We start from the raw sequence: 25,056 nt of genomic DNA on the forward strand, positions 1-25,056 counted from the left end.
GATTCTCACAGGCTGTAGTACATATCAAACTCGACCGGATGCGTGGTCATCCGAAAGCGCGTAACCTCCTCCATCTTGAGTTCGATATAACCGTTTATCATATCATTTGAAAACACGCCGCCGCGTGTCAGAAAATCACGGTCCTTGTCCAGGCTGCTCAGCGCTTCTTCCAGCGAAGCGCAAGGGTTTGGAATCCGGGCGGCTTCTTCAGCAGGAAGGTCGTAGAGATTTTTGTCCATGGGATCGCCTGGATGAATCTTGTTCTGGATGCCATCGAGTCCTGCCATCATCAGTGCGGTGAACATGAGGTAGGGATTCGCGGTCGGATCAGGAAACCGGACCTCGATGCGCCGCCCCTTGGGGCTATTCGCATAGGGAATACGTACTGCTGCGGAACGGTTGCTGACCGAGTAAGCGAGATTGATCGGCGCTTCAAAGCCGGGGACCAGTCGCTTGTAAGAATTGGTACCCGGGTTGGTTATCGCATTCAGCGCCTTCGCATGTTTGATAATGCCTCCTATGTAAAACAGGGCCATTTCCGAAAGTCCCCCATAACCATTTCCGGAAAACAGATTATGCCCTCCTTTCCAAATGGACTGGTGGACGTGCATTCCCGAACCGTTATCGCCGACGATGGGTTTCGGCATGAAGGTCGCTGTTTTACCGTACGAGTGCGCCACGTTGTGCACCACATACTTGAATACCTGGGTCCAATCGGCTCGCTTCACAAGGCTGCTGTATTTCGTGCCGATTTCGCATTGTCCCGCGGTTGCGACCTCATGATGATGCACCTCGACTTCGATACCCATCTCTTCCAGGGCCAGGCACATGGCGGAACGAATGTCATGCAAGGAATCGATCGGAGGGACCGGAAAATACCCGCCTTTTATGCCGGGGCGATGTCCGATATTTCCGCCTTCATATTTCTTCCCGGAACTCCAGGCCGCTTCCTCGGATTCAATTTTTACCGAACAACCAGACATGTCGGCATGCCAGGTTACAGAATCAAAGATGAAAAATTCGGGTTCCGGGCCGAAGTAAGCGGTATCACCAATACTGGTCGATTTGAGGTAAGCTTCACCGCGCTTCGCCAAAGAGCGTGGATCACGATCATAGCCTTTCCCATCTGAGGGCTCTACCACGTCACAGGTAAGAAAAAGCGTAGCCTCATCCATGAACGGATCCATTTTCGCGGTGTCTGGGTCGGGTATCAGCAGCATGTCGGACGCCTGAACGCCTTTCCAGCCGGCAATGGAAGAACCATCGAACGCATGACCGTCCTCAAGCTTATCCGCGTCAACCGCATGAGCGGGGAGCGTCACGTGTTGTTCCTTGCCTCGGGTATCAGTAAATCGCAGATCAACAAATTTGACTTCATTGTCCTGGATCATTTTCAGAACATCGGCTGCCGCCATTTTAATCTCCAGACTAGGACTTTCAGTTGTACGATAAAAGATAACAAGAGAATAATCGAAAACAGCATTATATCAGCAGGAGCGCCGCCATTACCCTATTACCTTAAGGGTGACGGCCGGGTGACGGCCGAATCCATGCAGGGGCTTTGCCTTTCTGGTCGTTCAATCTCGAACAGATAGACGGCATTAGAAATGCCGCCAGCCTTGAGCACCTCAACGGGTTTCCGTGGATTAGTGCGGGGGGAAAAAGTATTAATTCTTTTTCAGAGCGGTAATCCGCGAAGAACGCGACGAAGCCCCTACCTTGATTCGAAGATGAAATTTACATGCTGGAGCACAACCGTTTTTCCATCCACTATTGAGCCGAAATATATTGCGATCCACCTAGGTCTTCGTGAACAAGCAGTGTGCCGTAATGATGGATTCGCTCGCCGGTTTCTTCGAAAGCCCCTGGGTATTTTAACCATACGCCGGCCGAAAAATGGAATACCATTGTATATTCCGTTCACCGTTATCGAGAGTTTATATGGAAACTATCGCCGCGATACTCGACAGGGCCGAACAACGCGCCAAGGAAATGGATTTACCCTATCAAGGTGCTTTGTTGCCCGCTGAAGCACTTACTCTGCTTCAGGAAGCGCCGGACGCCAAACTGGTGGATGTGCGTTCCCGGGCTGAGTTGGATTGGGTGGGCCGAATTCCAGGCGCGGTTGAAATTGAGTGGCAATCCTATCCTGGCATGCGATACAACCCGGAGTTTGTGAACTATCTTTCCAGCCAGGTGGACAAGGAATCACTGGTAATGTTTATCTGCCGCAGCGGAGGGCGGTCACATCAGGCCGCCACGACCGCCACCGAACTGGGTTATACGGGCTGCTTCAACGTTCTCGAAGGTTTTGAGGGCGACAAGGATGCGACTGGCCATAGAGGAACCAAAGGCGGCTGGAAGGCAGCAGGATTGCCGTGGGTGCAGGGTTAATTGGGAATAATACCGCGGGGAATGACATACCGAGGTTACGGCGTGGCGTGCTACTTCGCCTTGATCAGGCTGCCGACCATTTAACCAAGCCGGAATAAGCTGTGATCAGCACGATTACCCCAAACCCGATGCGATACCATGCAAATACGGTGAAGTCATGATGACTGATAAAGCGCAATAACCCCCGCACGGCCAGCAGCGCGCTAACGAACGACGCTATAAAGCCAATCGCAAATACCCCCGCGTCACCGAAATGGAGGATATCGCGGTTTTTGTAAAGGTCGTAAAACGTGGCGGCGAACATAATGGGAATTGCCAGAAAGAAAGAAAATTCCGTGGCGGCCCTGCGGGATAAACCAAAAAAAAGACCGCCAATAATGGTTGCACCGGAGCGCGAAGTGCCTGGTATCAGTGCAAGGCACTGCATTAGTCCAACCTTGAGCGCATGTTTCCAGTCCATGTCTTCCACTCGCTCGACATCCACCACATGCTTTCTGCGCTCAGCCCAGAGAATGAGGATTCCGCCAATAATAAACGCCATTGCCACGGGCACCGGGTGAAAAAGGTGTTGCTTGATGGTCTTGATGAACAACAAGCCCAAAATGGCGGCGGGCAGAAATGCTATGAAAAGGTTTAACACAAAGCGGTTCGCGTCCTGACGAGAACCGATATCCGACACCACATTCCCGATCTTCACACGATATTCCCAGCACACTGCAAGGATTGCGCCGAGCTGGATGACGATAGTGAATACCTTGCCTTTTTCATCATTGAAGTCGAGCAAATCACTTACCAGGATGAGATGGCCGGTAGAGGAGATCGGAAGAAATTCGGTCAGACCCTCTACGATACCGAGAATCAAAGCCTTGAGGAATAGAAACCAGTCCATGAGCTTATCCGGAAACCATTTGGGGCTGGACAGGTATGAATGAACGCAGGCAAATCCTGAGGTTACCAGGCAACGGGATTATCCAGTCGTATTCAGAGGTCTTATGAGGATTTGGTATTTACCGGTGGCCCTCATCCGTCTGATTATTAATTATTATTCCGACATTATCGCACGAATTGCGGTGTCAGGCTTGAGCAGGTACCCAGGGATACAAATTGCGCAATCGCTCGCACGTACCCGCCCGATGGCTCTGGCAGCGCGCCTGCATTGGCCGTAGCTGATAGGCGATGTTGGCATTACAACCTGCTATAAATTTCCGCTCCTCTTGCCTTGAACTCGGAGGCTTTTTCTTCCATTCCCTTTTTCAAGGCATCATCTTCATTGACACCCTGGCTAGCGGCAAAGTCGCGTACATCCTGAGTGATTTTCATCGAGCAAAAATGAGGTCCGCACATGGAGCAGAAATGCGCGAGTTTCGCGCCTTCCTGAGGCAAGGTTTCATCATGAAATTGTTTTGCCTTGTCGGGATCGAGGCCGAGATTGAACTGGTCCTCCCAGCGGAACTCGAAGCGGGCCTTGGAAAGCGCATTGTCGCGGATTTGTGCGCCGGGGTGACCCTTGGCCAGGTCTGCCGCGTGGGCCGCGATCTTATAGGTGATGATACCGTCCTTCACGTCATCCTTATCAGGCAAGCCAAGGTGTTCCTTGGGCGTCACATAACATAGCATCGCTGTCCCGTACCAACCGATCATCGCGGCGCCTATGGCGGACGTAATGTGATCATATCCCGGCGCGATGTCCATGGTGAGCGGGCCCAGCGTATAAAAAGGCGCCTCATCGCAGTATTTCAATTGCAGATCCATATTCTCCTTGATGAGGTGCATGGGAACATGGCCGGGGCCCTCGATCATCACCTGCACGTCGTGCTTCCAAGCAACCTGCGTTAATTCCCCAAGCGTTCTCAGTTCAGCAAATTGGGCCTCATCATTTGCATCATAAATCGAGCCCGGACGCAGCCCGTCGCCAAGCGAAAAACTGACGTCATAAGCCTTCATGATTTCGCAGATTTCCTCGAAGCGGGTATAAAGAAAGCTTTCACGGTGGTGCGCAAGGCACCACTTGGCCATAATGGAGCCGCCGCGTGAAACAATGCCGGTCAGCCGCTTTGCTGTCATTGGAACAAAAGCGAGCCGCACACCCGCATGGATGGTAAAGTAGTCCACGCCCTGTTCAGCCTGTTCAATCAAGGTATCGCGGAAAATCTCCCAGGTGAGGTCCTCCGCTTTGCCATTGACTTTCTCCAATGCCTGATAAATGGGGACCGTACCAATCGGAACAGGACTATTTCGGATGATCCACTCACGGGTTTCATGAATATTTTTGCCGGTGGAGAGATCCATTACGGTATCGCCGCCCCAGCGGATAGCCCAGGTCATCTTTTCGACTTCTTCCTGAATGCTCGAGCCAAGTGCGGAATTCCCGATATTCGCATTAATTTTCACTAGAAAATTGCGCCCGATGATCATGGGTTCTGATTCGGGATGGTTGATGTTGACCGGAATGATGGCACGACCTCGAGCCACCTCATCGCGTACAAATTCAGGCGTAATATGCTGAGGCAGAAAAGCGCCGAAATCCTTCCCGGGATGCTGGCGGGTAAGTAATTCCCGGTGCTGTTTGCTCAAATGCTCGCACCGCTGGTTTTCGCGTATGGCGATGTACTCCATTTCGGGAGTAATGATACCCTTGCGGGCATAATGCATTTGTGTCACGTTTGACCCCGCTCTGCCGCAGCGGGGCTGGCGCTTCAAACTGAAGCGCATCTCCGCAAGCTTGGGATCGGCCAGCCGCTGTTTGCCATAAGCGGAAGCAGGGCCGGAAAGGATTTCGCTGTCGTTGCGCTCTTCTATCCACTTTTCGCGCAGGGGGGGCAACCCGGAGCGGATATCTATTTTTACCTCGGGATCAGTATAAGGGCCCGATGTGTCATATACAAAAATGGGCGGATTTGCTTCCGCTCCCGCGCCAGCGGGCGTATCCGACTGGCTGATTTCCCGCATTGGCACACGCATATCGGCACGCGAACCCTGTACATAGACTTTGCGGGATTTAGGCAGAGGCTTTATTGCCGCTTCGTCCACCTGGGCCGTTTTGCTCGTAAACGGGGAGGGAAATTGCGCCGTGTTAAAGACTGTTGCATTCATATAATGTTCCTTTAAGTGCCATAAACGAGCGGGAAGCTAAACCCAGCTTCCTTACGGCGGTATTAGCCATGTCAGGTGTAAGAAACCCATGAATAGCCGTCCGCGGACATCGCGCCGTGTGAGGTTCGTCCAGAGGTTTACCACGCTACTGCTGTGAAGCTAATGGAAATGTGGAATAATTGCAAGTCCGTCGAAGGCAATTTATCTGGAAGGTGGACATGGATCTCGAACAAAGCCGTTTTAACATGGTGGAACAGCAAATTCGCCCATGGGATGTGCTGGACCAGGAAGTTCTCAAATTGTTGTTCGAGCTGCGCCGCGAGGAATTCGTCCCTGCGGCTTATCGCTCTCTCGCGTTTGTGGACATGGAAATTCCGTTGGGATACGGCCAGGTCATGCTTGCCCCCAAGCTCGAAGCGCGCATGTTGCAGGAATTGCAGATAAAAAAGACAGACAGGATTTTAGAGATCGGTAGTGGCAGCGGTTACTTTACCGCACTGCTGGCCAGCAAAGGCGACTACGTTTATAGCGTGGAAATCGTCCCCGAACTGAAAGCCATGGCTGAAAAAAATCTGGAAAGGCACGGCATTAACAACGTGACACTCGAAATAGGCGATGCGGCGTGCGGGTGGCATCAGCACGGGCCTTATGATGCCATCGTTTTAACGGGATCCACTCCGGTTTTACCTGAAACATTTCAAAGAAGCCTTCGGGCTGGCGGTCGTTTGTTTGCAGTAAGAGGTGATGCGCCAGTGATGGAAGCCATACTCGTCACGTGCGTGGCACAGGAGGAAAAAGCTGGCTTGTATAACACTGTCAGTCTGTTCGAGACCTGCATTTCCCCGCTCAAAAACGCCAAGCAGCCGGAGAGATTCGTTTTTTGATTTTTCAGACCAGTTGGTACGAATTCGGATTACGCTGGCTCACCTATTGCTTATGCCTATGCTCAATCGGGCGGTGATCCGGGCTTGCCGCGAGCGGGGCGGTCCCTCAAAGTGAAGCTCGCGCAATACATTTTTACGTTTTTCATTGCCGGCTTGTTACCGCATGCTCCGGTGCATGCGGCCGACCTGATGGCGGTTTACCGTGAAGCGCTGGAGCAGGATGCCCAGTATAGTTCAGCGCGCGCTGCATACCAGGCAGCCCAGGAAAAGCTGCCTCAGGGTCGAGCCGGACTGCTTCCCACGCTTACATTCTCGGGAGTGCGCCGCAGGCAATTGATTGATAGAATTGGAGCTCCTGAGGTTACCATCGATAACCAGAGCTTGACTATTACCGCAACCCAGCCGATCTATCGCAAGGAAAATTTCGTTATATACGAGCAGGCCAAGCTCCAGGTTGCACAAGCAGATTCACAGTTCATACTGGCGTCGCAGGACCTGATCCTGCGCGTGGCACAGGCTTATTTCGACATATTGACCTCCCAGGTAAATGTAGAGGTTGCGGAAGCCCAGAAAAAAGCCATTGCGGAGCAATTGGAGCTGGCCAAACGCAACTTTCAGGTCGGTACTGCGACTATTGTAGACACCTATGAGGCACAGGCACGCTATGATTTGACGCTCTCCCAGGAAATAGCCGCCAGAAACGATCTGGAGGTGCGCAGACGTGCCTTACAGCAGATTATTGGACGCATGCCGGATATCCTTGTGCGTCCGGACGAAATAGCTTCCGATCTGCTCACACTGAAGCATCCGAGGATGGAGGATTGGATCAATCTGGCCGAACAGAATAACCTCACTCTCAAGATTCAGCAAGCCGTCTACAATATTGCTAAACAGGACGTGGAACGCGCCAAGGCGGGACACTATCCAACGCTGGACCTGGTTGCAATATACAGCGACCAGAAAGGCGTGGGGGGAACCATTACCGGCCAAGGGATAAATTTGACTTCCAGGGAAATTGGGCTTCAGCTAAACCTGCCTTTATTTCAAGGGTTCGCCGTACAGTCGCGTGTACGCGAAGCATTGGCTAATCAAGAGCGGGTGCACCAGGATCTGAACAATACGCGCCGTAGCAGCGTGCTGCTGGTGAGTCAACAGTATCTGAATGTCACCAACGGCATGGCCCAGGTGAAAGCATTGCAGCAAGCGGTGGTATCCAGCCAGAGCCAGTTGGACTCAACCAGGCTTGGGCGGGACGTCGGAGTCAGGACCGAAGTGGATGTGCTGAATGCGCAGCAATTGTTTTTTTCCGCCCGCCGGGATCTTGCCCAGGCGCGTTATAACCTGCTTATGTCAAGGTTGAGACTGGAGGCCGAAGCCGGCGAACTGGATGAGGATGATCTGCGACAGATTAACGATGTACTGCTGCAAAAATCGGATACTGTTGCGATAAACCCTCTGCGACATACCGAGCTTGAAAAAATATCCCGCTAAATATTCGATATATCCAGTGCACGTTTCTCAAACCCGATTTTCCCCTGCCGCTTTGACGCGCAAATGATTGAGTGCTAGATTTTCTGTAAGGGAAGGTCGCGCGTTTACACTCCATTTAAAGGCTGACCATGAAGGAGCCAGCTGTATCCGATGCGTACTGGGCTCAGCCGCCGCTTCTTTCCACCGGCGAGCGGCTTGCAGGTGTTCGGGATATGCGTCCTACCGACGTCGATAAAAACGTACTGGATGCGAAGACCTTCGACGCGGTCGAAGCCGATCAATTATTCGATTCGATCAATCTTGCCGCCACTCATGTGGGGCAGTGCGTGCTTTATCGCTCACTGGCCAGGCTTGGGACTGATGCCTCAGTCATACGGGATAAACAGGAGGCAGTACGCGAACTGGAATCCAACCCCAGCCTGCGGGAGTCGCTACAGCGGTTTATCGATGCGATGGCGCGCCAGGAACAGTCGCTTTACCAATTACTCTACGGCACGTTCATTGGCGGCCTGGCCATAGACAGTTCCAGAGCCGGAAAGGATGAGATGGAATTCAGTGGTTATGGATACCACCAGTTCGTCGATGGGACTGACTTTGTGGTTGACCTGGTGGAGACCGTGAAAGCCTTGCCTCAGCCGCACAGCAAGTATCTGCGGAATTTATTCGACGCCATTCGCAACTTCGAAAATTCGCGCATTTATTCTCTGATATGCGGGCCGGTTTATCTTGCAGGTGGAAAATTCAAGACACGCGAAGAAAAACCATCTTATATGTTTCTTCCGCGCTTCAAGCCGTCCATGATCAAGCCTCTTCCCATGTTGTTTGCGCTGGCGTCAATTGGCGGAGCCCTTTATTTCTTTCAGGGTCTGCTAGCGAGCTTCGGCATTGCTTACTTGGGGTATGGGATACTGGTGCTGGCGCTGCCGCTTCTGCCCGTTCTCCTGATTGCCATCGCCGCATCCGACCGAGATTCCGTCATTTATCCGTTACGCAGGCTATTCAAGCACAGTCCTGAACTGGCGCGCGTACTGGACACGCTGGGCATGATCGATGAGATCCTGTCCATTCATCGTTATTCGAAGGCGTTTGGCGGAGGCATGACGCTACCGGAAATACTTGAAAGCGAAAGGCACTTCATCAGTGTCACAGAAGCCAGAAACCCGATACTTGCCCGCGCCAATCCCAACTACGTGCCAAACGATATACTACTTGATGATGCCGGGCGGCTGCTGGTGATCACGGGGCCGAATAGCGGCGGCAAGACAGCCTACTGCAAAACAGTGGTCCAGATTCAGTTATTGGGACAGATCGGTTGCTATATCCCTGCGGCTGCGGCGCGCCTGGTTCTGGCGGAGCGAGTCTTTTATCAAGTACCTGATCCGGGCCATCTTGATGAGGGTATGGGGCGGTTTGGGCATGAGCTGAAACGTACGAAAGAGATTTTTTTCAATTCGACCGCTCGCAGCCTTGTCGTGCTCGACGAACTTTCGGAGGGAACCACTTTCGAGGAAAAAATGGAGCTTTCCGAGTACGTGCTCTCAGGCTTCTATAAGCTCGGAGCCAGCACATTGCTTGTGACTCACAACCACGAGTTATGTGAGCGTTTACAAGAAAAAGCAATGGGCCGCTACCTGCAGGGCGAGTTTCTGCCTCAAGGTCCTACTTATCGCCTGATTCCGGGCGTATCACGGGTGAGCCATGCCGACCGTGTAGCTGCCGCCCTGGGTTTCAGCAAGGAGGACATCGAAAAGCACCTGGCGGCGCGGGGCGCGTGATGCGGCAAAATTATTTTCCGATATGCTCGGACTGAGGGCGTAGTCGAATCATGCGTATTTCTTACTGAGTTTTTTCGGACGCTGGTTGCACGCACGGTACTATTTTTAAATATGACTTACAGGCTTTTCATAAAGAATCCGGAGCTGGATAGGAATCGACGATGATGAAATCGTTGGTCACTGGCGCGAATGGTTTTGTCGGTTCGGCGGTTGCGCGCTGTTTGTTGAGTGCCGGGCATGAGGTGCGGTGTCTTGTCAGACCGGGGAGCGATCGGCGGAATCTCGACAAGTTGCCGGTCGAAATTTCAGAAGGGGATCTTCGCTCCGCCCCATCGCTAAAACGCGCGGTTACTGGTTGCGATAATTTATTCCACGTTGCAGCGGATTATCGTCTTTGGGTTCCAAACCCGAATACGATGTATGACATCAATGTGAGGGGAACCGAATCACTCATACTCGCCGCAGCCGAAGCCGGAATGCGCCGCATGATATATACCAGTAGCGTGGCGACACTCGGACCATGCCAGAATGGCGTCCCCGCTAACGAAAAGACGCCCTCCAATCTGGGATCTATGAAGGGGCATTACAAGCGCTCGAAGTTCATGGCGGAACAGATGGTTCAACAAATAACCGATGAGTATAAGCTGCCCCTGGTCATTGTAAACCCGTCGACGCCGATAGGACCGCGCGACATCAAGCCCACGCCAACGGGTCGCATCGTTGTCGATACCCTGTGCGACCGGATGCCAGCCTACGTGAATACCGGTTTGAACGTGGCGCATGCCGATGATATTGCGCATGGCCATTTGCTGGCTTACGCCCATGGAAAACCAGGCGAGCGTTACATTCTAGGCGGCGAAAACATGACGCTGCTGCAAATACTTCAGACCATAGACGGAATTCGTGGCAAACGAACAAAGCGGCTCAATCTTCCCATAAAGCTGGTTTTACCGGCTGCCTGGCTGATGGAAAAAATGGCAATGGTTACGAATGTTGAACCGCGCGCGACAGTGGACAGTATACGTATGGCGGAAAAAAAGATGTTCTATTCCAGCGACAAGGCCGTACGGGAGCTGGGCTATAAATATCGCCCTGCGGAAGAGGCGCTTGAGGATGCGATGGGCTGGTTTCAAGCTAATGGTTATTGCGGTTAATGCTGCGGATAGGTTCTCAGTGGAGCCTCAGTTCCCAACCCAGCTTGGAAAATGGACTCCAATCCATTGTAATAAGGGCATCGGAATTAAAAATAATGAGCTGTGTTGAGAATCAGGTTAAATGATCTGATCCTTTCCCATTTATCGTCCCCGCCGGTTTTCAGTGCTTGTTTTACAATGCCGGGTCAACCACCATGGAAAATGGCGCTCCGCCATACAAGCAGCTAACGGAGCGCCAGCTTTTATCAGTGCTGCGTATGATGGTGATGTCCGCCAGCATCGTCTGCTTGTGGCTTGGCATCTTTATTCTTCATGGCAAGCTTGGCTTGGGATTTATGCGGAACGAAGCGGGCAGCAGTCGCTTCCTGCCCCGGCAGTTCCACGAATACGGTCACCACTGTTTCGGGCGTAACCGTGAAGTCTCCGATTCCCTTAAGCATATTGCTTCCCGCCGGTTCCAGCCTGACCGAAGTTTTGGTCTTGGCCTTGCCGATTTGAACCGTGGCCTTGCCTGCGCCACCTGCTGTGCTGAGATCCTGGTCGGCGTGATCCATTACGTAGAGCACGATTTCCTTGTCCTTGGCGACAAGCTCCAGATGATAAGGCCCGGCCATACGCGTTTGCCCACCATGAGCGGACTCCTTGGAGTCGAAATATTCTTCGGTATGCGCCGCAGCAAATATGGATACTCCCGCTAATGTGACACCGATGAGAAGGGTAACAACTCGCAACGTAACCATTCTAAGTTTCTCCTCGAAATATCTAAAATCTTGAATTCGGTCAAGGGTCCGTAAAACAATTTCTATTTTAATCCTGATCCTTTACGTTTATATACTATACCCCAGTTAGGTATATGTCAATACCCATTAGGGGTATAAATCAGTGCTCTCCAACGAATTCAAGAAACGGCCGGGCGGCCAGCAGCGATAGCATATCCAACGCCTCAGCGTGAATTTGCGATGTGACTCGGAGGGTACGTGTTATCTCTGCAGGGGGCCGGGACGGGCAACCACCACGGGTAAACTTGAGCCAACTACTTCATTGCGCACCCTTCCGGCTCCGGTCAACCTGAACCGCACTAACCAGAGTGCCGCGGTTACCCCATGCGTTACGGATATACGACAAAACCAATGCGATTTCTTCATCATGCAGAACTTGTGCAAACGGCGGCATACCGTAAGGACGAGGATTGCCTATAGTGACCGGCGCATAACCCCCGTTGAGAATGCTGCGAATTGCATTAATCGGGGACGCCAGCATAATGCCACGGTTGCCTGTCAGCGCTGGATAGGCGCCCGGTGCACCTTGTCCCAGATTTCCATGGCAATCCTGACAATGTGTCTCGTAGAGCTCGCCGCCTCGTTGGAGCAGCTTGTCGACTTCCTCCGTAAGTGGAGGCGCTACTCCCCTGGAATGCGGATCGGTCTCGGGCAAGGATTTCAGATACACAGCCATTGCACGGGCATCATCACTCGTTAGATGCTGAAGGCTTTGGCTGACGACGTCTGCCATGGGTCCTGTTGCGACTGCGCGGTATGACAAGCCCGTGGTGAGTAATTCAATGATGTCCTCGATCGGCCAGTCGGCCGTGCTGGCCTCCTGGAGGGAGGTCAGTGAAGGTGCATACCAGTTGGAGCCCATGAGTTGCCCGCCTCCCAGTATATTGCCCTGGCTTGCACCGAATGGATTCCGAGCTGTGTGGCAAGCGTTGCAATGTCCCAAGCCTTGCACCAGATAGGCACCGCGATTCCATTCATCACTCTTTGCAGCTTGAGGCTGATAAATGCCTTGCTCGAAGTAAAAGGCGCGCCAGACATAAATAAGTGGGCGGAGGTTGAATGGAAAATTGATCCGGTTCGGTGGATTGCGCTGCTGAATGGGAGGAAGCGACTGAAGATAGGCGAAGATAGCGTTGGAATCTTCACGCGTGATTTTAGTATATTCGGTATACGGAAACGCGGGATATAAAGGGCTGCCATTGCGTCCTTTGCCGTCGTGCAGAGCCCGCCAGAAGTCGTCTTCACTCCATCGTCCGATGCCGGTTTCCTGATCGGGTGTGATATTAGGCGTGACGAATGTACCGATGGAGGTCGCAAGGCTGTGCCCTCCTGCGTAAGGTTGTCCACCCTGCATCGTGTGGCATCCCATGCAATTGCCAACTTGTGCGAGATAGGCGCCCCGAGCTTGCCGTTGCACAATGTTATCTGTCTTTGTCATTGACTGTTCCTTGGCCTCGGGGGGCGGATCGACAGGTATCAGGAACATCGCAAGACCTATGAGCCCGGCGATCACAGTAACGATGATGGCGCGTTTCATTACAGCCCTGGGGATTGAAGAACGCTGCTGCAACGTCTGGCCAATTTATCAGGGAGGGCTGATGGTGGACCCTCGTGCTTTAAAAGCGCCTCCGAAACCGGCTGTGCCGCCAACCATTTTGCAACGGCCGTTGCCTCGTCGGCAGTGAGCTGTTTTGCAATTTCCGACATGCAGTCGGGGGTCTGTCCGCGCATCAAACCGCCATTTCGCCAGTTGCCGAATTGAGCAAGGATGTAGATACGTGGCAGACCGAGCAAACCCGGAATGAAAGGCGCTGTCCCCATTAAATCCCGGCCATGACATTCGACACACGCGGGAATTTTCCTGACAGGATCGCCCCGCATGATAAGCCTGCGGGCCAGCTCGATTTCGGCAGGTGAGGAGCCTATCGGTTCGGGCGGGGGGAAAGCCTGCCTCAGTGAAGCGAAATACGCGGCCATATCCCGCAGATATTGATCGGGCAAACCTTCCAGGAGTAAGGCCATGGGCCGATAGTGACGCCGGCCGTCCCGGAAATTGCGCAGCTGATTGAAAAGGTAGCCTTCTGGCTTGCCAGCGATGCGCGGATAGTATGCATCTCTTCCTTCCTTGTCCTCCGGACCGTGGCAGATGACACATGCTTTGACCCGCTCCGCCATCGTATTGGGAACCTCAACCGGAGGAATGCCGGCGGCAATGGCGGAGCAGGTAAAAAACAAGCTAGCGATCAGCAAAATCAGTGCAAGCGGTCTCATTTTATCTCCGTGAAGCTGCCTCCGTGAAGCGCCCAGGAGCCTATTGACTGTTGGCTACCGTGCAAATTTCCTCACCACAGCCATCAGCTCATCAATTGCCTCATCTCCGTTACCGGACTTGATCGCACCCTGCATGCAGCCGTGGGTATGGCTCTCCAATAACAGCATGGCCACCGCATCCAACGCGGACTGCAGCGCAGCGACCTGGTTCAGGATATCAACACAATATCGGTCTTCCGATACCATCTTGTTGACGCCGCGCACCTGGCCTTCGATACGGTTGAGGCGCCGTATCAGCGCCCCCTTGTCTGGTTGCACCACCGTCCGGGGGTCGTGACACGATTCCTTCCTAACTGGCGACTTCAAAACCGGCCCCCTTGATCGCATCCTTGAACTGGTCGGTATTGGCTGCGGCGGCGTCATACCGGATTGTGACCTGTTTCTGTTCGAGGGAAACATCTGCGCTGTTCACACCGGGCAGTTTCTCCAGGACGTTCTTCACGCTATTGACGCACCCCGAGCACGTCATTCCCTTGACTTTTATGACTTCTGTTTCCATTTTATGACTCCTTTCAGTTGGGTTAAATGAAGGGGTTGCTCAAGCACCAGCCCGCCATCGTTTCAGCAACAGTGAATTGCTTACCACCGATACCGAACTCATTGCCATTGCCGCGCCAGCAATGACAGGATTAAGCAATCCTATCGCTGCAAGCGGTATGCCGAATATGTTGTAGATGAAGGCGAAGAAAAGGTTCTGGCGAATTTTCCTCAGCGTCGCGCGCGAAAGTGAAATGGCGTCAGCCACACTCATCAAGTCGTTACGCATGAGCGTTATGTCAGCAGCTTCAATCGCCACGTCGGAGCCTGCACCGATGGCAAAACTTACATCAGCCGCAGCCAATGCCGGCGCATCGTTGATGCCATCACCAACCATACCGGTAAACTTACCGTCTGATTTTATTTTGCCCACTTCGGCAGCCTTTTCTTGCGGCAGCACTTCCGCACGGTAGACGGTGATGCCCGCCTGCCTGGCAATGGCGGCTGCGGTGGCGGCGTTATCGCCAGTCAACATCATGACCTCGATGCCCATCGCTTGCAGCCGTTCTACCGCTGGCGCGGAGGTACTTCGCAACCGGTCGGCAATGGCGAGATAGCCGAGAACTTCAAATCCGCTGCCGGATACAGTAGCAGCACTGGCTAAGCCTACGACGGTTTTGCCTTTCGCCTGGAGAACAGCTATTGCGTTATTGTCCGGGGACGCGCCATGTTCCTGCAGAAATCCGGGCGACCCGAGAATATACTCCACGCCATCAATACGGGCGGTAATTCCGCCGCCGGTAACCGCGCTAAAATCGCTCATCGTTCGAGGCCGGATATCCATGCTTGCGGCATAATCCATTACCGCTTTTGCGAGGGGATGCTCGGACCCCTGCTCAAGGGTGACGGCAAGTTGCAGTAAATCGCGCTCGGTAACTGATCCTGTTGAAACAATATCCGTAACTGTGGGCCTGCCTTCCGTCAGGGTGCCGGTTTTGTCCACGATCAGAACCTGAATTTTTTCTGCTTGTTCCAGCGCGGCAGCATTTTTCACCAACACGCCGACTTGCGCACCGCGTCCTGTCCCGACCATTATTGCGGTTGGCGTAGCGAGTCCCAATGCACAGGGGCAGGCAATAACCAGTACCGCTACCCCATTGATCAGGGCTGGAACGAAATCGCCTGCCAGCCACCATGTAAAGATCAACGTCACTGCACTGAGCGTCACCACCACCGGCACAAATATCCCCGAAATGGTGTCGGCCAATCGCTGGATCGGGGCCTTGGAGCCCTGTGCTTCTTCGACCAGGCGGATAATGGCTGCAAGCTGGGTATGTGCGCCGACGCTGGTCGCGCGGCATTTGAGCAAACCTTGCTGGTTCAGGGTAGCAGCATAGACCTTTACGCCGGCCCGTTTTGCGACAGGCAGACTCTCGCCAGTCAGCATTGCCTCGTTCACGCTGGATGTTCCTTCGATGACCACGCCGTCCACCGGCAGGTACTCACCCGGGCGCACGATAAAAATATCACCCGTCTTGAGGGTGCTTGCGTCCACTTCGACGATTTCACCATCGCGTTCAACCCGGGCGATCTTGGGCTGCAACCTGATGAGTTCCTCGATGGCTGCCGAAGTCTTGCTTTTGGCGCGGGCTTCCATCAATTTGCCCAACAGTACCAGCGTAATGATGGCCGCGCTTGCCTCAAAATACACATGCTGATCCAGTGCCAACAAGGTCACGATCGCACTGAAAAAGTACGCCATGCTGGTGCCAAGCGCAATCAGCACATCCATGTTGGCGCCGCCGCCTCGCAGCGCGTTCCATGCAGCGATATAGAAGCGTTTGCCGACCCAGAATTGCACCGGCGTGGCCAGCAGCAGTTGCAGCCAACGCGGCAGAATTTCTTCGTGCCCGCCGCTAAACATTGCTGCCATTTGCAGTACCAGCGGAAGAGTAAGAATGGCCGAAATCCAGAATATCCGCATTTCAGCATGGTAAGCGGCAAGTCTGCGCGCTTTTTCTTCGGTCCGGCTGGCTTCGCTGATTTCGCTGGCTTTATAGCCTGACCTGGCAACGGCGGCGAGCAACTCGTCCACTGCCACAGCGCCGGGACTGAAGCTGGCGTGAGCTGCTTCCGTGGCCAAATTGACGGTAGCAGTAACGCCGGGAAGACTGTTCAACGCCTTTTCGATACGGTTGCTGCAGGTCGCACAGGTCATCCCGCTGATCTGAAGCTGTACCGATTGCGGAACCACATGAAATCCCGTTTTTTCGATCGAACGGACCAGGTCTTCAGGTTGAATCATGGCGGCATCGAATTCCACCCGTGCTTTTTCGCTGGCGAAATTGACTGCCGCACGAACGCCGGGGAGTCTATTTAGCGTTTTCTCGATCCGTGCCGCGCAGGCTGTGCAGGTCATGCCTTCAATAGCCAGTTCTATTTGCTTGAGCGTAAGTGAATTCATAAATTTGGCGTCTGGAACTATTTACGCGGCAAATGGCTGCTTAGCGCTGCCGGACATCATTCCTCGAATCCAGGTGATTGTCCGCTGGCGTCACCTGCTGCTGCCAACTAGATAACAGCGAGTTAACGTCATACCCGGACCCAGTCAGCTTGAGTCCCCGGTCCGCCATCATCAGGCCCATGGCGATAACGAGAATGGCGGACGCCATTACCAGTTGACGCATGATGCTTCGGGAGACGCTGCTGGCAATCAGGCCGAAACTCAGGAGCGGCAGCAATGTACCCAGGCCAAAAAAGAAAAGCATCGTTGCCCCTTCCTGCGGATTGCCGGTTCCCGCAGCCATGATGTACATGGCCTGCAAAGGGCCACAACCCAGCATGAAGCCGTTCAACAACCCTATCACCAGCGGATTCCGTTGACCCCGCAACTCATTCGCGACGCCTTTCGTCACATAGCGAGGTAAGCGCAAGGTGAACCCGCGCAGTGCAGGAAAAACGTCCAGCATTTTCAGGCCGTAAATGATTACGAAAATGCTCGCTGCAAGGTTGATTACACCCCGCATATAAGGTGTGAAAGTCATGACGGAGCCCAATAAACCCATAGCGCCGCCGATAGCCGTATAAGAAGCAGTTTTGCCGGTGGCGTACATCAGATGGCGTGTCGTGGTGGTAACAGCGGATTGCGGTCCGCCCGCGGTTGCGTAGCCGACCACAAAGCCGCCGCACATACCGATGCAATGAAAGCCCGTAAAAAATCCGATGGAAAACAACATGGCGTGGCCGAGGCTGGAATTCATCTCACCTATCAGCCCCGGTACCATACTTTTGCCCCAGAAGGTGACGCCACCCACCACCAGTAGGAAGAACAAAAAAATCAGCCCATTTTGTATATGTCGATTTGAATTATTGATGGATGCACTTTCAAACTCATAACCTTTTTCTTCAATTGTGTGGCGAATGCCGCTATCCCCGATGAGTTTGCCGTCGAATTCGACGTCGACAGTCCTTTTCGCATAATCCGCCTTTACTTTCTTCACGCCGGGCAGGCAGCCTACCGCATTCTCGATGGTTTCCTCGCAACCGGTGCAATGCATGCCTTTGATTTTCAGATGGACTGATTTGATAGCCATTTTGCGCACCATGATGTTATGTGATAACAGTGCCATCCCAAGCCAACCTGCCTGGAGCCATTCACCAGGAATTCTCGTTTCACGGAGCTGTATGTCCGGATGTTGATTACCTGGAATAGTCCCGTTCCGGAGCACGGAATCCAGGAAATCCCCAGTTATTGGTGCTTACCATATACCCTAATGGGGTATATGTCAATACTTATGAGGGGTATATAGAGAGCCTCTGAACGGATCTCCGTGGAGAGCATTGCGGGTGTTCAAGATGAGAGACCTGGACGAGATTTTGATCGCCCAAAAAATGATTTAGGAATGCCCGTTGAGGCTTTTTTTAGGGTGTCTTAAAAGATAAGGTTTGATAGTTGATCTGAGTCCGAAATCCCCACTATCTTTAGTCTTCCCGCCGCAGTTGCGGAAACAGGATTACATCGCGAATGCTTGGGCTATCGGTGAAGAGCATCACCAGCCGGTCTATGCCGATACCTTCGCCGGCGGTGGGAGGCAGGCCGTATTCGAGCGCGCGGATATAGTCCGCGTCATAATGCATGGCTTCGGCATCGCCCGCTTCCTTGGCGCGGGCCTGCTCCTGGAAGCGTGCCTTTTGATCCTCCGGATCGTTCAATTCGGAAAAACCATTGGCAATTTCGCGACCGGCAATGTAAAGCTCGAACCGGTCGGTGACGGAAGGGTTTGAGTCTTTTCGCCGGGCAAGGGGGGACACCTCGGCCGGATAGTCAATGATGAAAGTGGGCTCAAACAGTAGATGTTCGGTAGTTTCGTCAAACAACGTGAGCTGTAATCCGCCGATGCCATCCGCCGGTTTATAGGAAATACCCAGTGCATCCAGCTTGGCGATGAGAAATGCACGGTCGCCCAGTTGCGCGTCGGTATACTCAGGATGAAACCTTTGAATGGCCTGGGTGATCGTAAGCCGTTCGAACGGTTGCACCAGATCGATTTCACGTCCTTGGTAAGTTATCCTGGTTGTACCTAAGACCTTTTCCGCTATCTCGCGCAGCATGATTTCCGTGAAATCCATCAAATATGCATAATCCTGATAGGCTTCATAAAATTCCAGCATGGTGAATTCGGGGTTGTGCCGGGTCGAAATGCCCTCGTTCCTGAAGCTTCGGTTGATTTCGAACACGCGTTCCATACCGCCAATTACCAGTCGCTTCAAGTAAAGCTCCGGCGCGATGCGCAGATACAGTTTCGTGTCGAGCGCATTGTGGTGCGTGACGAAAGGCCGTGCCGCCGCCCCGCCGGGGATGGGGTGCATCATCGGCGTTTCAACTTCCAGATAGCTGCGAGCACCGAGACATTCGCGAATGGCCTGCATGATCCTGGATCGCGTTATGAATACCTTGCGGCTATCTTCATTGGTGATCAGGTCGAGGTAACGCTGGCGGTATTTCTGTTCCTGGTCGGTCAGCCCGTGGAATTTTTCCGGCAGAGGCCGCAAGGATTTGGTCAGCAGACGCAAACTGGTCACGCGCACCGACAGTTCGCCGGTCCTGGTCCTAAACAGAGTACCCTCAGCTCCAAGGATGTCTCCCAGGTCGTAATGCTTGAATGCAGCGTGCGTATCCGCACCAGCAACGTCGGTGGCGATATATAGCTGGATGCGCTCGCTCATATCCTGGATGGAGGCGAAGCTCGCCTTGCCCATGACGCGCTTGAGGATCATGCGCCCTGCCACGCTTACTGTACGAGGCTCCGCTTCCAGTGCTTCGCCGGAATAATTCGCATAGTGGTAATGCAGATCCGCTGCCAAGTCGCTACGGCGGAAATCATTGGGGAACGCGCTGCCAGCCTCTCGCAGCGCAGCAAGCTTGGCGCGACGCTCTTCTGTAAGTGACCACGTGTCAATAACAGCTCGTTCCGCCTCTTGACGCACGCTTCGATCTTTTATTTGATCAAGCTCATCAATTCTTTTAAGGTCATTAAGCTCGTCCTTATTTTTACCCATATTCCTTAAATTCCTTGTTTCAAACTGGCCCCAATAAACTCATCCAGTCCTCCGTCGAGGACAGCCTGGGTATTCCCGCTTTCAACCCCCGTGCGCAGGTCCTTGATGCGGGACTGATCCAGTACGTACGAGCGGATCTGGTGACCCCAGCCGATATCTGTCTTGCTGTCTTCCACCGCTTGTTTCTCCTCGTTGCGCTTGCGCAGCTCAGCCTCGTACAGGCGCGATTTCAGCATTGACATGGCATCCGCGCGGTTGCGGTGCTGCGAACGGCCGCTTTGGCACTGCACGACGATACCCGTGGGGTTGTGGGTGATACGAACGGCCGAGTCTGTCTTATTGATATGCTGGCCGCCCGCACCGGATGCGCGGAATGTATCCACGCGCAGATCCGCCGGGTTGATGTCTATTTCGATGGTCTCGTCTGCCTCGGGATAAACAAACACGCTGGCAAACGACGTATGGCGGCGGTTGCCGGAGTCGAACGGAGACTTGCGCACCAGCCTGTGCACGCCGGTTTCCGTGCGAAGGTAGCCATATGCATACTCGCCTGACACCTTCAGGCTTACGCTCTTGATGCCCGCCACCTCGCCGGGCGACTCTTCCATGATTTCCACGCTATAGCCGCGGCGCTCGCAATAGCGCAAGTACATGCGCTCCAGCATGGCTGCCCAATCCTGGGCTTCAGTCCCCCCGGAGCCGGACTGAATATCGACAAAGCAATTATTGGGATCCATCGGATTGGAAAACATACGGCGGAACTCCATATCCGCAACGGTTTTTTCCACTTTCCCGAGATCGCGTTGAATGCTGAGGAGGGCCGCGTCGTCATCCTCTTCTTCAGCCATCTGGAACAGGTCCCGGGCATCGTCCAACTGACGCGCGACCGTTCGCAATCCGATGACGACGTCTTCCAGCAGTTTTTTTTCGCGGCCCAACTCCTGAGCCCGTTTATTGTCCTCCCAGATGGCGGGGTCTTCGGTCAGGCGGGTGATTTCGTTTAGCCGTGTTTGTTTGGTATCGAAGTCAAAGATACCTCCGTAATTCTGCTGCCCGGCTATCGAGATCGCTAAGCTGATAGTCGATGGAGTTAATCTGTTCCGCTTCCATGGCGCTTTTCCAAAAAGGGATCAATTATACAGAAAGCACGTGAGGTATTGCCTTCGGCGCGAAACCACGCTGGCGGTTTATTTATTGAAGTGAATTACCGTACGGATCGATTTACCCTCGTGCATCAGGTCAAATGCTTTATTAATATCCTCCAGCCCCATGGTGTGAGTGATAAAGGTATCAAGTTCGAATTCTCCGTCCAGATAGCGTTGCACGTACCGGGGGAGTTCGGTGCGGCCCTTCACCCCGCCAAACGCCGAGCCACGCCAGACGCGGCCCGTTACCAGTTGAAAAGGGCGAGTGCAGATTTCTTCGCCCGCCCCCGCAACGCCGATGATGACCGATTCTCCCCAACCTTTATGGCAGCATTCCAGGGCTGAGCGCATGACTTTGACATTACCGATGCATTCGAAGGAAAAATCAACCCCGCCGCCCGTCATTTCGACAATCACATCCTGAATCGGCTTGTCATAATCCTTGGGATTCACCACATCGGTAGCCCCTAGCTGGCGCGCAATTTCAAATTTTTCAGGATTGATGTCGATTGCGAGAATGCGCCCGGCTTTTGCCAGCACCGCTCCGATGATCACGGCGAGCCCGATGCCGCCCAGGCCGAAGACCGCTACGGTATCACCTGCTTTTACTTTTGCAGTGTTGGCGACAGCGCCCAAGCCTGTGGTCACGCCGCACCCGAGCAGGCAGACTTTTTCCAGCGGCGCTTCCCTGCTGATTTTTGCGAGCGCGATTTCAGGTATCACCGTATATTCGGAGAAGGTTGACGTGCCCATATAGTGGTAAACGGGTGTTCCGCCCTTGGAAAAACGCGTCGTCCCATCGGGCATCAGTCCCTGCCCCTGCGTGGCTCGAATGGCCTGGCAGAGATTGGTTTTTCCAGATTTGCAGAATTTGCACTGGCCGCATTCCGGGGTGTAAAGCGGGATAACGTGATCGCCCACTTCCACACTCGTCACGCCCTCGCCCAGCGCCTCAACGATGCCGCCGCCTTCATGCCCAAGGATGATGGGAAACTTGCCCTCAGGGTCTCTTCCCGACAGCGTAAATGCATCGGTATGGCAGACTCCGGTGGCAACGATGCGCACCAGTACTTCGCCTCGCCGCGGCGGCAATAAATCAATTTCTTCAATGCTCAAAGGCTGACCCGGACCCCAGGCCACGGCCGCTCGAGTTTTTATTGCTTCCATGTAACCGCTCTCCCTGTGACTACTGATCTGATGAGTATGCGGGTTCCGCACTACGTAACCCGTGCCCTGCTGAACAATCTTCGTAATGAGTACAGCAACCCATCATAATATATCGCCGATATCTTGTCGGCGCCAAAACTGCAATGAGCGGTGCAGTTCGGGTCAGCGTTCAGTTCGCGGTGTTCAGTTCGCAGTATTTAGATCGCAGTATTTAGATCGCTGGCAGCCGGTAGCCAGACACGACTATATTGCCGACTCCCTACCATAACGGGATGAGGACGATGGTTTGCTTTTTCGGTTGAGCCATCCTATGATGAATTCAAGCCGGCGGAATCTCTGTGCTGAATCTCTGCGTTGGGTAATTATGTTTTAAAACTTTCAGGAGATCATCATGCGACGAATTTACTTTCTCGTTCCCGACATTGCCACCACTAAACGCATTGTCGATGACCTGCTTCTTGCGCGCATCGAAGAGCGGCACATTCACGTAATCGCAAAGCGCGGTACTGAGTTAGAGGATTTGCCCGAGGCTAATCTATTTCAGAAAAGCGACTTTATTCCCGCAGTGGAGCGTGGCCTGGCGCTCGGCGGATCGGCTGGCGTACTGGCCGGATTGGTCGCCATTGCGCTTCCCCCTGCTTCAACCGTCATAGCAGGCGGTATTCTGCTGGGAAGCGCGCTCGCAGGGGCGGGAGTGGGCGCGTGGGCTGGCGGAATGATAGGTGCAAGTACCGGCAGCTCGAGGATCAAGGAGTTTGAAGATGAGATTGAGGCCGGTCAGCTATTGGTTATGGCCGATGTTCCGAAAGATCGGGTTGAGGAGATCGAGGCTCTTGTAAAAGTACACTTGCCTCAGGTTGACATAGAGGGAACGGAACCAAAAATACCGGCGTTTCCTTGACCAGCGGCGCAACGAATCAGGCGCTGCATCGACCAAAGCGCGAGCTAATCTTTCCGCTGTCAACAGGGGGAATCAGTGTATTTGCCAGGCGGACGCAGTGAGCAATCAGGCATCGCAGCAGAACAATGCTGCGGCTGTGGCGTGGTGGATTGCTCGCTGCGAGCGGATCATCTGACTGTACTTCCGAATATCATAAACCGTTACCTCATACTATGCTGACGCGCCCGACTTGGGCAGTTTGAGTTGGCAATGCCTGCCGTGACTCTGCCTTAAAAAACTTCCCAGGGTTTTAGTTTTGCATCTGCTGGTTTATCATTCGCGGTTTCCAACCATAGGATGTCGCGATGGCAGGGCTAAGCAAAGAAACCCCCTATCCCAGCGAAATAAAACTGCATCGAAAATCCAGGGTACTGGAAATTTCGTTCAGCAACGGCAAGACTTTCCATTTTCCATGTGAATTCTTGCGCGTCTATTCTCCTTCGGCGGAGGTGCGGGGTCATAGTCCGGGTCAGGAGGTGCTGCAAACCGGCAAGAAAGAGGTCAATATCAACCATATTGAACCGGTGGGCAATTATGCAATCCAGCTGAATTTCTCCGATGGCCACAACACGGGACTCTACTCGTGGGATCTGCTCCATGAATATGGCATGCATCAGGATGAAATGTGGCAGCGATACCTGCACCGAATGGATGAGGCAGGTGCCAGCCGCGACCCCGTTGGGCGTTTACATGCATCAGATCAACGGTCGGGAACGAAGTAGGGTTCGTTCGATATGAAAAATAACTACTCTAATGGAAATTGAGCATTCATGACAAAAACCACTCATTTCGGCTTCCATACCGTTGCTGAAGCAGAGAAAGCCCGCAGGGTAGCAGGCGTATTCGATTCGGTTGCAGAACGATACAACCTGATGAATGACCTCATGTCAGCAGGCATGCACAGGCTCTGGAAGCGTTTTGCCGTGGAAGCGAGCGGCATCAAGAAAGGCGGACGGGTACTCGACATTGCCGGCGGCACTGCCGACCTGAGTGCCTTATTTGTGGAGCATGTAGGAGGCAGTGGGGAGGTCTGGCTTACCGATATCAATAATTCCATGCTTACACTGGGCCGTGACCGTTTATTGGATCAAGGCACGGCTGTGCCGGTAGCGCAGTGCGATGCCGAAAAGCTGCCATTTCCGAGTGACTATTTCGATTGCGTGAGCGTCGCTTTTGGTCTCAGAAACATGACACACAAGGACGGGGCATTGAAGGAAATGTTACGGGTACTCCGCCCCAGCGGGTGTGTCATCGTACTTGAATTTTCCAAGGTTTGGAAACCGCTCCAACGTCTTTATGATGCGTACTCGTTCAATCTGCTCCCAGCGATGGGTGGTCTTATTGCCAAGGATCGCGACAGCTACCGTTATCTGGTCGAATCCATCCGTATGCATCCTTCTCAAGAAGAATTGAAACAATTAATGCAACAGGTGGGATTTGAACGGGTAGGGTATTTCAATCTGGCCGGCGGTGTGGTTGCCCTGCATCGAGGCTACAAATTCTAGAGAATCCTACTAAATCTTCGCGGAGTATGTTGCGGGTAAAATCGGGATGATCACAAGGCGCACGACATAGGTCGTAGCCAGGTCTACGATGCCCGGGAGCGCAATATGGCACCTCTAGTGCCGAAGTGTAGACAAATTCAACAGGGAAATTGCCCGTTATTCAAGTATTCAATTTTTAGATGGAATAGCTAGGCTTCGGGTAAGCAAATAAACAGACAACCGTTCTCGTTCATCTCGTGCAATTCGCGACTACCTGTAGCTTCTTACATACAGATTCTGTGCTTTCCAAGATGGAACCTCTAGATAAGGGATTAAAAATGTCTGGATGCATTTTTCCTAAGACAGTTGATTTATTAATAATT

At 53.2% G+C, this 25,056-nt stretch carries 21 protein-coding genes; 8 read left to right on the forward strand and 13 right to left on the reverse strand.

Features of this window, described 5'->3' with window-relative positions; genetic code table 11:
* Window positions 1-5: 5 nt before the first annotated feature.
* Window positions 6-1,415: a type I glutamate--ammonia ligase gene (glnA, locus tag BMX00_RS12590; RefSeq protein WP_090829370.1), complete on the reverse strand. Its 1,410-nt coding sequence runs from the start codon at window positions 1,413-1,415 to the stop codon at window positions 6-8.
* Between the two features lie 526 nt (window positions 1,416-1,941).
* Between glnA and BMX00_RS12595 the strand changes: the two genes are divergently transcribed.
* Window positions 1,942-2,394 carry a rhodanese-like domain-containing protein gene (locus BMX00_RS12595; protein WP_090829371.1) on the forward strand — a complete coding sequence of 151 codons (453 nt, stop codon included), beginning with the start codon at window positions 1,942-1,944 and terminating at the stop codon, window positions 2,392-2,394.
* Window positions 2,395-2,458: 64 nt separating this feature from the next.
* On the opposite strand, the gene BMX00_RS12600 is transcribed toward BMX00_RS12595, so the two are convergent.
* Both BMX00_RS12600 and thiC read right to left on the reverse strand, forming a co-directional pair.
* Window positions 2,459-3,283 carry an undecaprenyl-diphosphate phosphatase gene (locus tag BMX00_RS12600; RefSeq protein WP_090829372.1) on the reverse strand — a complete coding sequence of 275 codons (825 nt, stop codon included), beginning with the start codon at window positions 3,281-3,283 and terminating at the stop codon, window positions 2,459-2,461.
* A gap of 296 nt (window positions 3,284-3,579) precedes the next feature.
* Window positions 3,580-5,487, reverse strand: coding sequence for a phosphomethylpyrimidine synthase ThiC (gene thiC, locus BMX00_RS12605; protein ID WP_090829373.1), 1,908 nt, complete (start codon window positions 5,485-5,487; stop codon window positions 3,580-3,582).
* Between the two features lie 218 nt (window positions 5,488-5,705).
* Here thiC and BMX00_RS12610 point away from each other — a divergent pair, with 218 nt between their 5' ends.
* From BMX00_RS12610 to hpnA, 4 genes are all read left to right on the forward strand, one after another.
* Window positions 5,706-6,371, forward strand: a complete 666-nt coding sequence (locus BMX00_RS12610) for a protein-L-isoaspartate O-methyltransferase family protein (RefSeq protein ID WP_090829374.1) — start codon at window positions 5,706-5,708, stop codon at window positions 6,369-6,371.
* A 111-nt stretch (window positions 6,372-6,482) separates the two neighbouring features.
* Window positions 6,483-7,862, forward strand: a complete 1,380-nt coding sequence (locus tag BMX00_RS12615; protein ID WP_245728061.1) for a TolC family outer membrane protein — start codon at window positions 6,483-6,485, stop codon at window positions 7,860-7,862.
* 128 nt (window positions 7,863-7,990) lie between these two features.
* Window positions 7,991-9,637, forward strand: a complete 1,647-nt coding sequence (locus tag BMX00_RS12620; RefSeq protein ID WP_090829375.1) for a MutS-related protein — start codon at window positions 7,991-7,993, stop codon at window positions 9,635-9,637.
* A 161-nt stretch (window positions 9,638-9,798) separates the two neighbouring features.
* Window positions 9,799-10,791 (forward strand): hopanoid-associated sugar epimerase, encoded by a 993-nt coding sequence (hpnA, locus tag BMX00_RS12625; protein ID WP_245728062.1) that lies wholly within the window; start codon window positions 9,799-9,801, stop codon window positions 10,789-10,791.
* 245 nt (window positions 10,792-11,036) lie between these two features.
* Here the strand turns inward: hpnA and BMX00_RS12630 are convergent, their stop codons facing one another.
* The 10 genes from BMX00_RS12630 to BMX00_RS12675 form a co-directional block, all read right to left on the reverse strand.
* Window positions 11,037-11,531: a hypothetical protein gene (locus BMX00_RS12630; RefSeq protein ID WP_090829376.1), complete on the reverse strand. Its 495-nt coding sequence runs from the start codon at window positions 11,529-11,531 to the stop codon at window positions 11,037-11,039.
* A gap of 298 nt (window positions 11,532-11,829) precedes the next feature.
* Window positions 11,830-13,107, reverse strand: a complete 1,278-nt coding sequence (locus tag BMX00_RS12635) for a c-type cytochrome (RefSeq protein WP_090829377.1) — start codon at window positions 13,105-13,107, stop codon at window positions 11,830-11,832.
* On the reverse strand, window positions 13,107-13,841 hold the full coding sequence (locus BMX00_RS12640; protein ID WP_245728063.1) for a c-type cytochrome: 735 nt from the start codon (window positions 13,839-13,841) through the stop codon (window positions 13,107-13,109). Before BMX00_RS12640 ends, BMX00_RS12635 begins: the two co-directional genes overlap by 1 nt.
* Before the next feature lie 54 nt (window positions 13,842-13,895).
* Complete coding sequence (locus BMX00_RS12645; protein WP_425433904.1) at window positions 13,896-14,207, reverse strand: metal-sensitive transcriptional regulator; 312 nt, start codon at window positions 14,205-14,207, stop codon at window positions 13,896-13,898.
* Window positions 14,191-14,400, reverse strand: coding sequence for a heavy-metal-associated domain-containing protein (locus tag BMX00_RS12650; protein ID WP_090829379.1), 210 nt, complete (start codon window positions 14,398-14,400; stop codon window positions 14,191-14,193). The genes BMX00_RS12645 and BMX00_RS12650 overlap by 17 nt, the downstream gene beginning before the upstream one ends.
* A 39-nt stretch (window positions 14,401-14,439) precedes the next feature.
* The gene (locus tag BMX00_RS12655; protein ID WP_090829380.1) at window positions 14,440-16,842 is read right to left on the reverse strand and encodes a heavy metal translocating P-type ATPase; all 2,403 of its coding nucleotides are present in this window, start codon (window positions 16,840-16,842) and stop codon (window positions 14,440-14,442) included.
* A gap of 40 nt (window positions 16,843-16,882) precedes the next feature.
* On the reverse strand, window positions 16,883-17,971 hold the full coding sequence (locus tag BMX00_RS12660) for an urease accessory protein UreH domain-containing protein (RefSeq protein ID WP_090829397.1): 1,089 nt from the start codon (window positions 17,969-17,971) through the stop codon (window positions 16,883-16,885).
* 388 nt (window positions 17,972-18,359) lie between these two features.
* A complete protein-coding gene (lysS, locus tag BMX00_RS12665) occupies window positions 18,360-19,937 on the reverse strand; it encodes a lysine--tRNA ligase (RefSeq protein ID WP_090829381.1) in 1,578 nt (525 codons plus the stop codon).
* 5 nt (window positions 19,938-19,942) lie between these two features.
* Window positions 19,943-21,047, reverse strand: a protein-coding gene (prfB, locus tag BMX00_RS12670; protein ID WP_143053107.1) for a peptide chain release factor 2 whose coding sequence is annotated in 2 segments (ribosomal slippage) — window positions 19,943-20,965 and window positions 20,967-21,047 — 1,104 coding nt in all. Because the reading frame shifts where the segments join, the coding sequence is not laid out codon by codon here.
* Window positions 21,048-21,124: 77 nt separating this feature from the next.
* Window positions 21,125-22,249: an S-(hydroxymethyl)glutathione dehydrogenase/class III alcohol dehydrogenase gene (locus BMX00_RS12675; RefSeq protein WP_090829383.1), complete on the reverse strand. Its 1,125-nt coding sequence runs from the start codon at window positions 22,247-22,249 to the stop codon at window positions 21,125-21,127.
* Between the two features lie 391 nt (window positions 22,250-22,640).
* Between BMX00_RS12675 and BMX00_RS12680 the strand changes: the two genes are divergently transcribed.
* The 3 genes from BMX00_RS12680 (at window position 22,641) to ubiE (ending at window position 24,694) form a co-directional block, all read left to right on the forward strand.
* Complete coding sequence (locus BMX00_RS12680) at window positions 22,641-23,150, forward strand: DUF1269 domain-containing protein (protein WP_090829384.1); 510 nt, start codon at window positions 22,641-22,643, stop codon at window positions 23,148-23,150.
* 344 nt (window positions 23,151-23,494) lie between these two features.
* Complete coding sequence (locus BMX00_RS12685; protein WP_090829385.1) at window positions 23,495-23,911, forward strand: gamma-butyrobetaine hydroxylase family protein; 417 nt, start codon at window positions 23,495-23,497, stop codon at window positions 23,909-23,911.
* A gap of 48 nt (window positions 23,912-23,959) precedes the next feature.
* On the forward strand, window positions 23,960-24,694 hold the full coding sequence (ubiE, locus tag BMX00_RS12690; protein WP_090829386.1) for a bifunctional demethylmenaquinone methyltransferase/2-methoxy-6-polyprenyl-1,4-benzoquinol methylase UbiE: 735 nt from the start codon (window positions 23,960-23,962) through the stop codon (window positions 24,692-24,694).
* Window positions 24,695-25,056 lie beyond the last annotated feature (362 nt).

The sequence above is a fragment of the Nitrosovibrio tenuis genome (assembly GCF_900109785.1).
Classification (GTDB): Bacteria; Pseudomonadota; Gammaproteobacteria; order Burkholderiales; family Nitrosomonadaceae; genus Nitrosospira; species Nitrosospira tenuis_A.

Coding starts and splice junctions, on each gene's coding strand:
- glnA (WP_090829370.1), bottom strand. CDS start 1,415: ATGGCGGCAGCCGATGTTCTGAAAATGATCCAGGACAATGAAGTCAAA.
- BMX00_RS12595 (WP_090829371.1), top strand. CDS start 1,942: ATGGAAACTATCGCCGCGATACTCGACAGGGCCGAACAACGCGCCAAG.
- BMX00_RS12600 (WP_090829372.1), bottom strand. CDS start 3,283: ATGGACTGGTTTCTATTCCTCAAGGCTTTGATTCTCGGTATCGTAGAG.
- thiC (WP_090829373.1), bottom strand. CDS start 5,487: ATGAATGCAACAGTCTTTAACACGGCGCAATTTCCCTCCCCGTTTACG.
- BMX00_RS12610 (WP_090829374.1), top strand. CDS start 5,706: ATGGATCTCGAACAAAGCCGTTTTAACATGGTGGAACAGCAAATTCGC.
- BMX00_RS12620 (WP_090829375.1), top strand. CDS start 7,991: ATGAAGGAGCCAGCTGTATCCGATGCGTACTGGGCTCAGCCGCCGCTT.
- hpnA (WP_245728062.1), top strand. CDS start 9,799: ATGATGAAATCGTTGGTCACTGGCGCGAATGGTTTTGTCGGTTCGGCG.
- BMX00_RS12630 (WP_090829376.1), bottom strand. CDS start 11,531: ATGGTTACGTTGCGAGTTGTTACCCTTCTCATCGGTGTCACATTAGCG.
- BMX00_RS12635 (WP_090829377.1), bottom strand. CDS start 13,107: ATGAAACGCGCCATCATCGTTACTGTGATCGCCGGGCTCATAGGTCTT.
- BMX00_RS12640 (WP_245728063.1), bottom strand. CDS start 13,841: ATGAGACCGCTTGCACTGATTTTGCTGATCGCTAGCTTGTTTTTTACC.
- BMX00_RS12650 (WP_090829379.1), bottom strand. CDS start 14,400: ATGGAAACAGAAGTCATAAAAGTCAAGGGAATGACGTGCTCGGGGTGC.
- BMX00_RS12655 (WP_090829380.1), bottom strand. CDS start 16,842: ATGAATTCACTTACGCTCAAGCAAATAGAACTGGCTATTGAAGGCATG.
- BMX00_RS12660 (WP_090829397.1), bottom strand. CDS start 17,971: ATGGCTATCAAATCAGTCCATCTGAAAATCAAAGGCATGCATTGCACC.
- lysS (WP_090829381.1), bottom strand. CDS start 19,937: ATGGGTAAAAATAAGGACGAGCTTAATGACCTTAAAAGAATTGATGAG.
- BMX00_RS12675 (WP_090829383.1), bottom strand. CDS start 22,249: ATGGAAGCAATAAAAACTCGAGCGGCCGTGGCCTGGGGTCCGGGTCAG.
- BMX00_RS12680 (WP_090829384.1), top strand. CDS start 22,641: ATGCGACGAATTTACTTTCTCGTTCCCGACATTGCCACCACTAAACGC.
- BMX00_RS12685 (WP_090829385.1), top strand. CDS start 23,495: ATGGCAGGGCTAAGCAAAGAAACCCCCTATCCCAGCGAAATAAAACTG.
- ubiE (WP_090829386.1), top strand. CDS start 23,960: ATGACAAAAACCACTCATTTCGGCTTCCATACCGTTGCTGAAGCAGAG.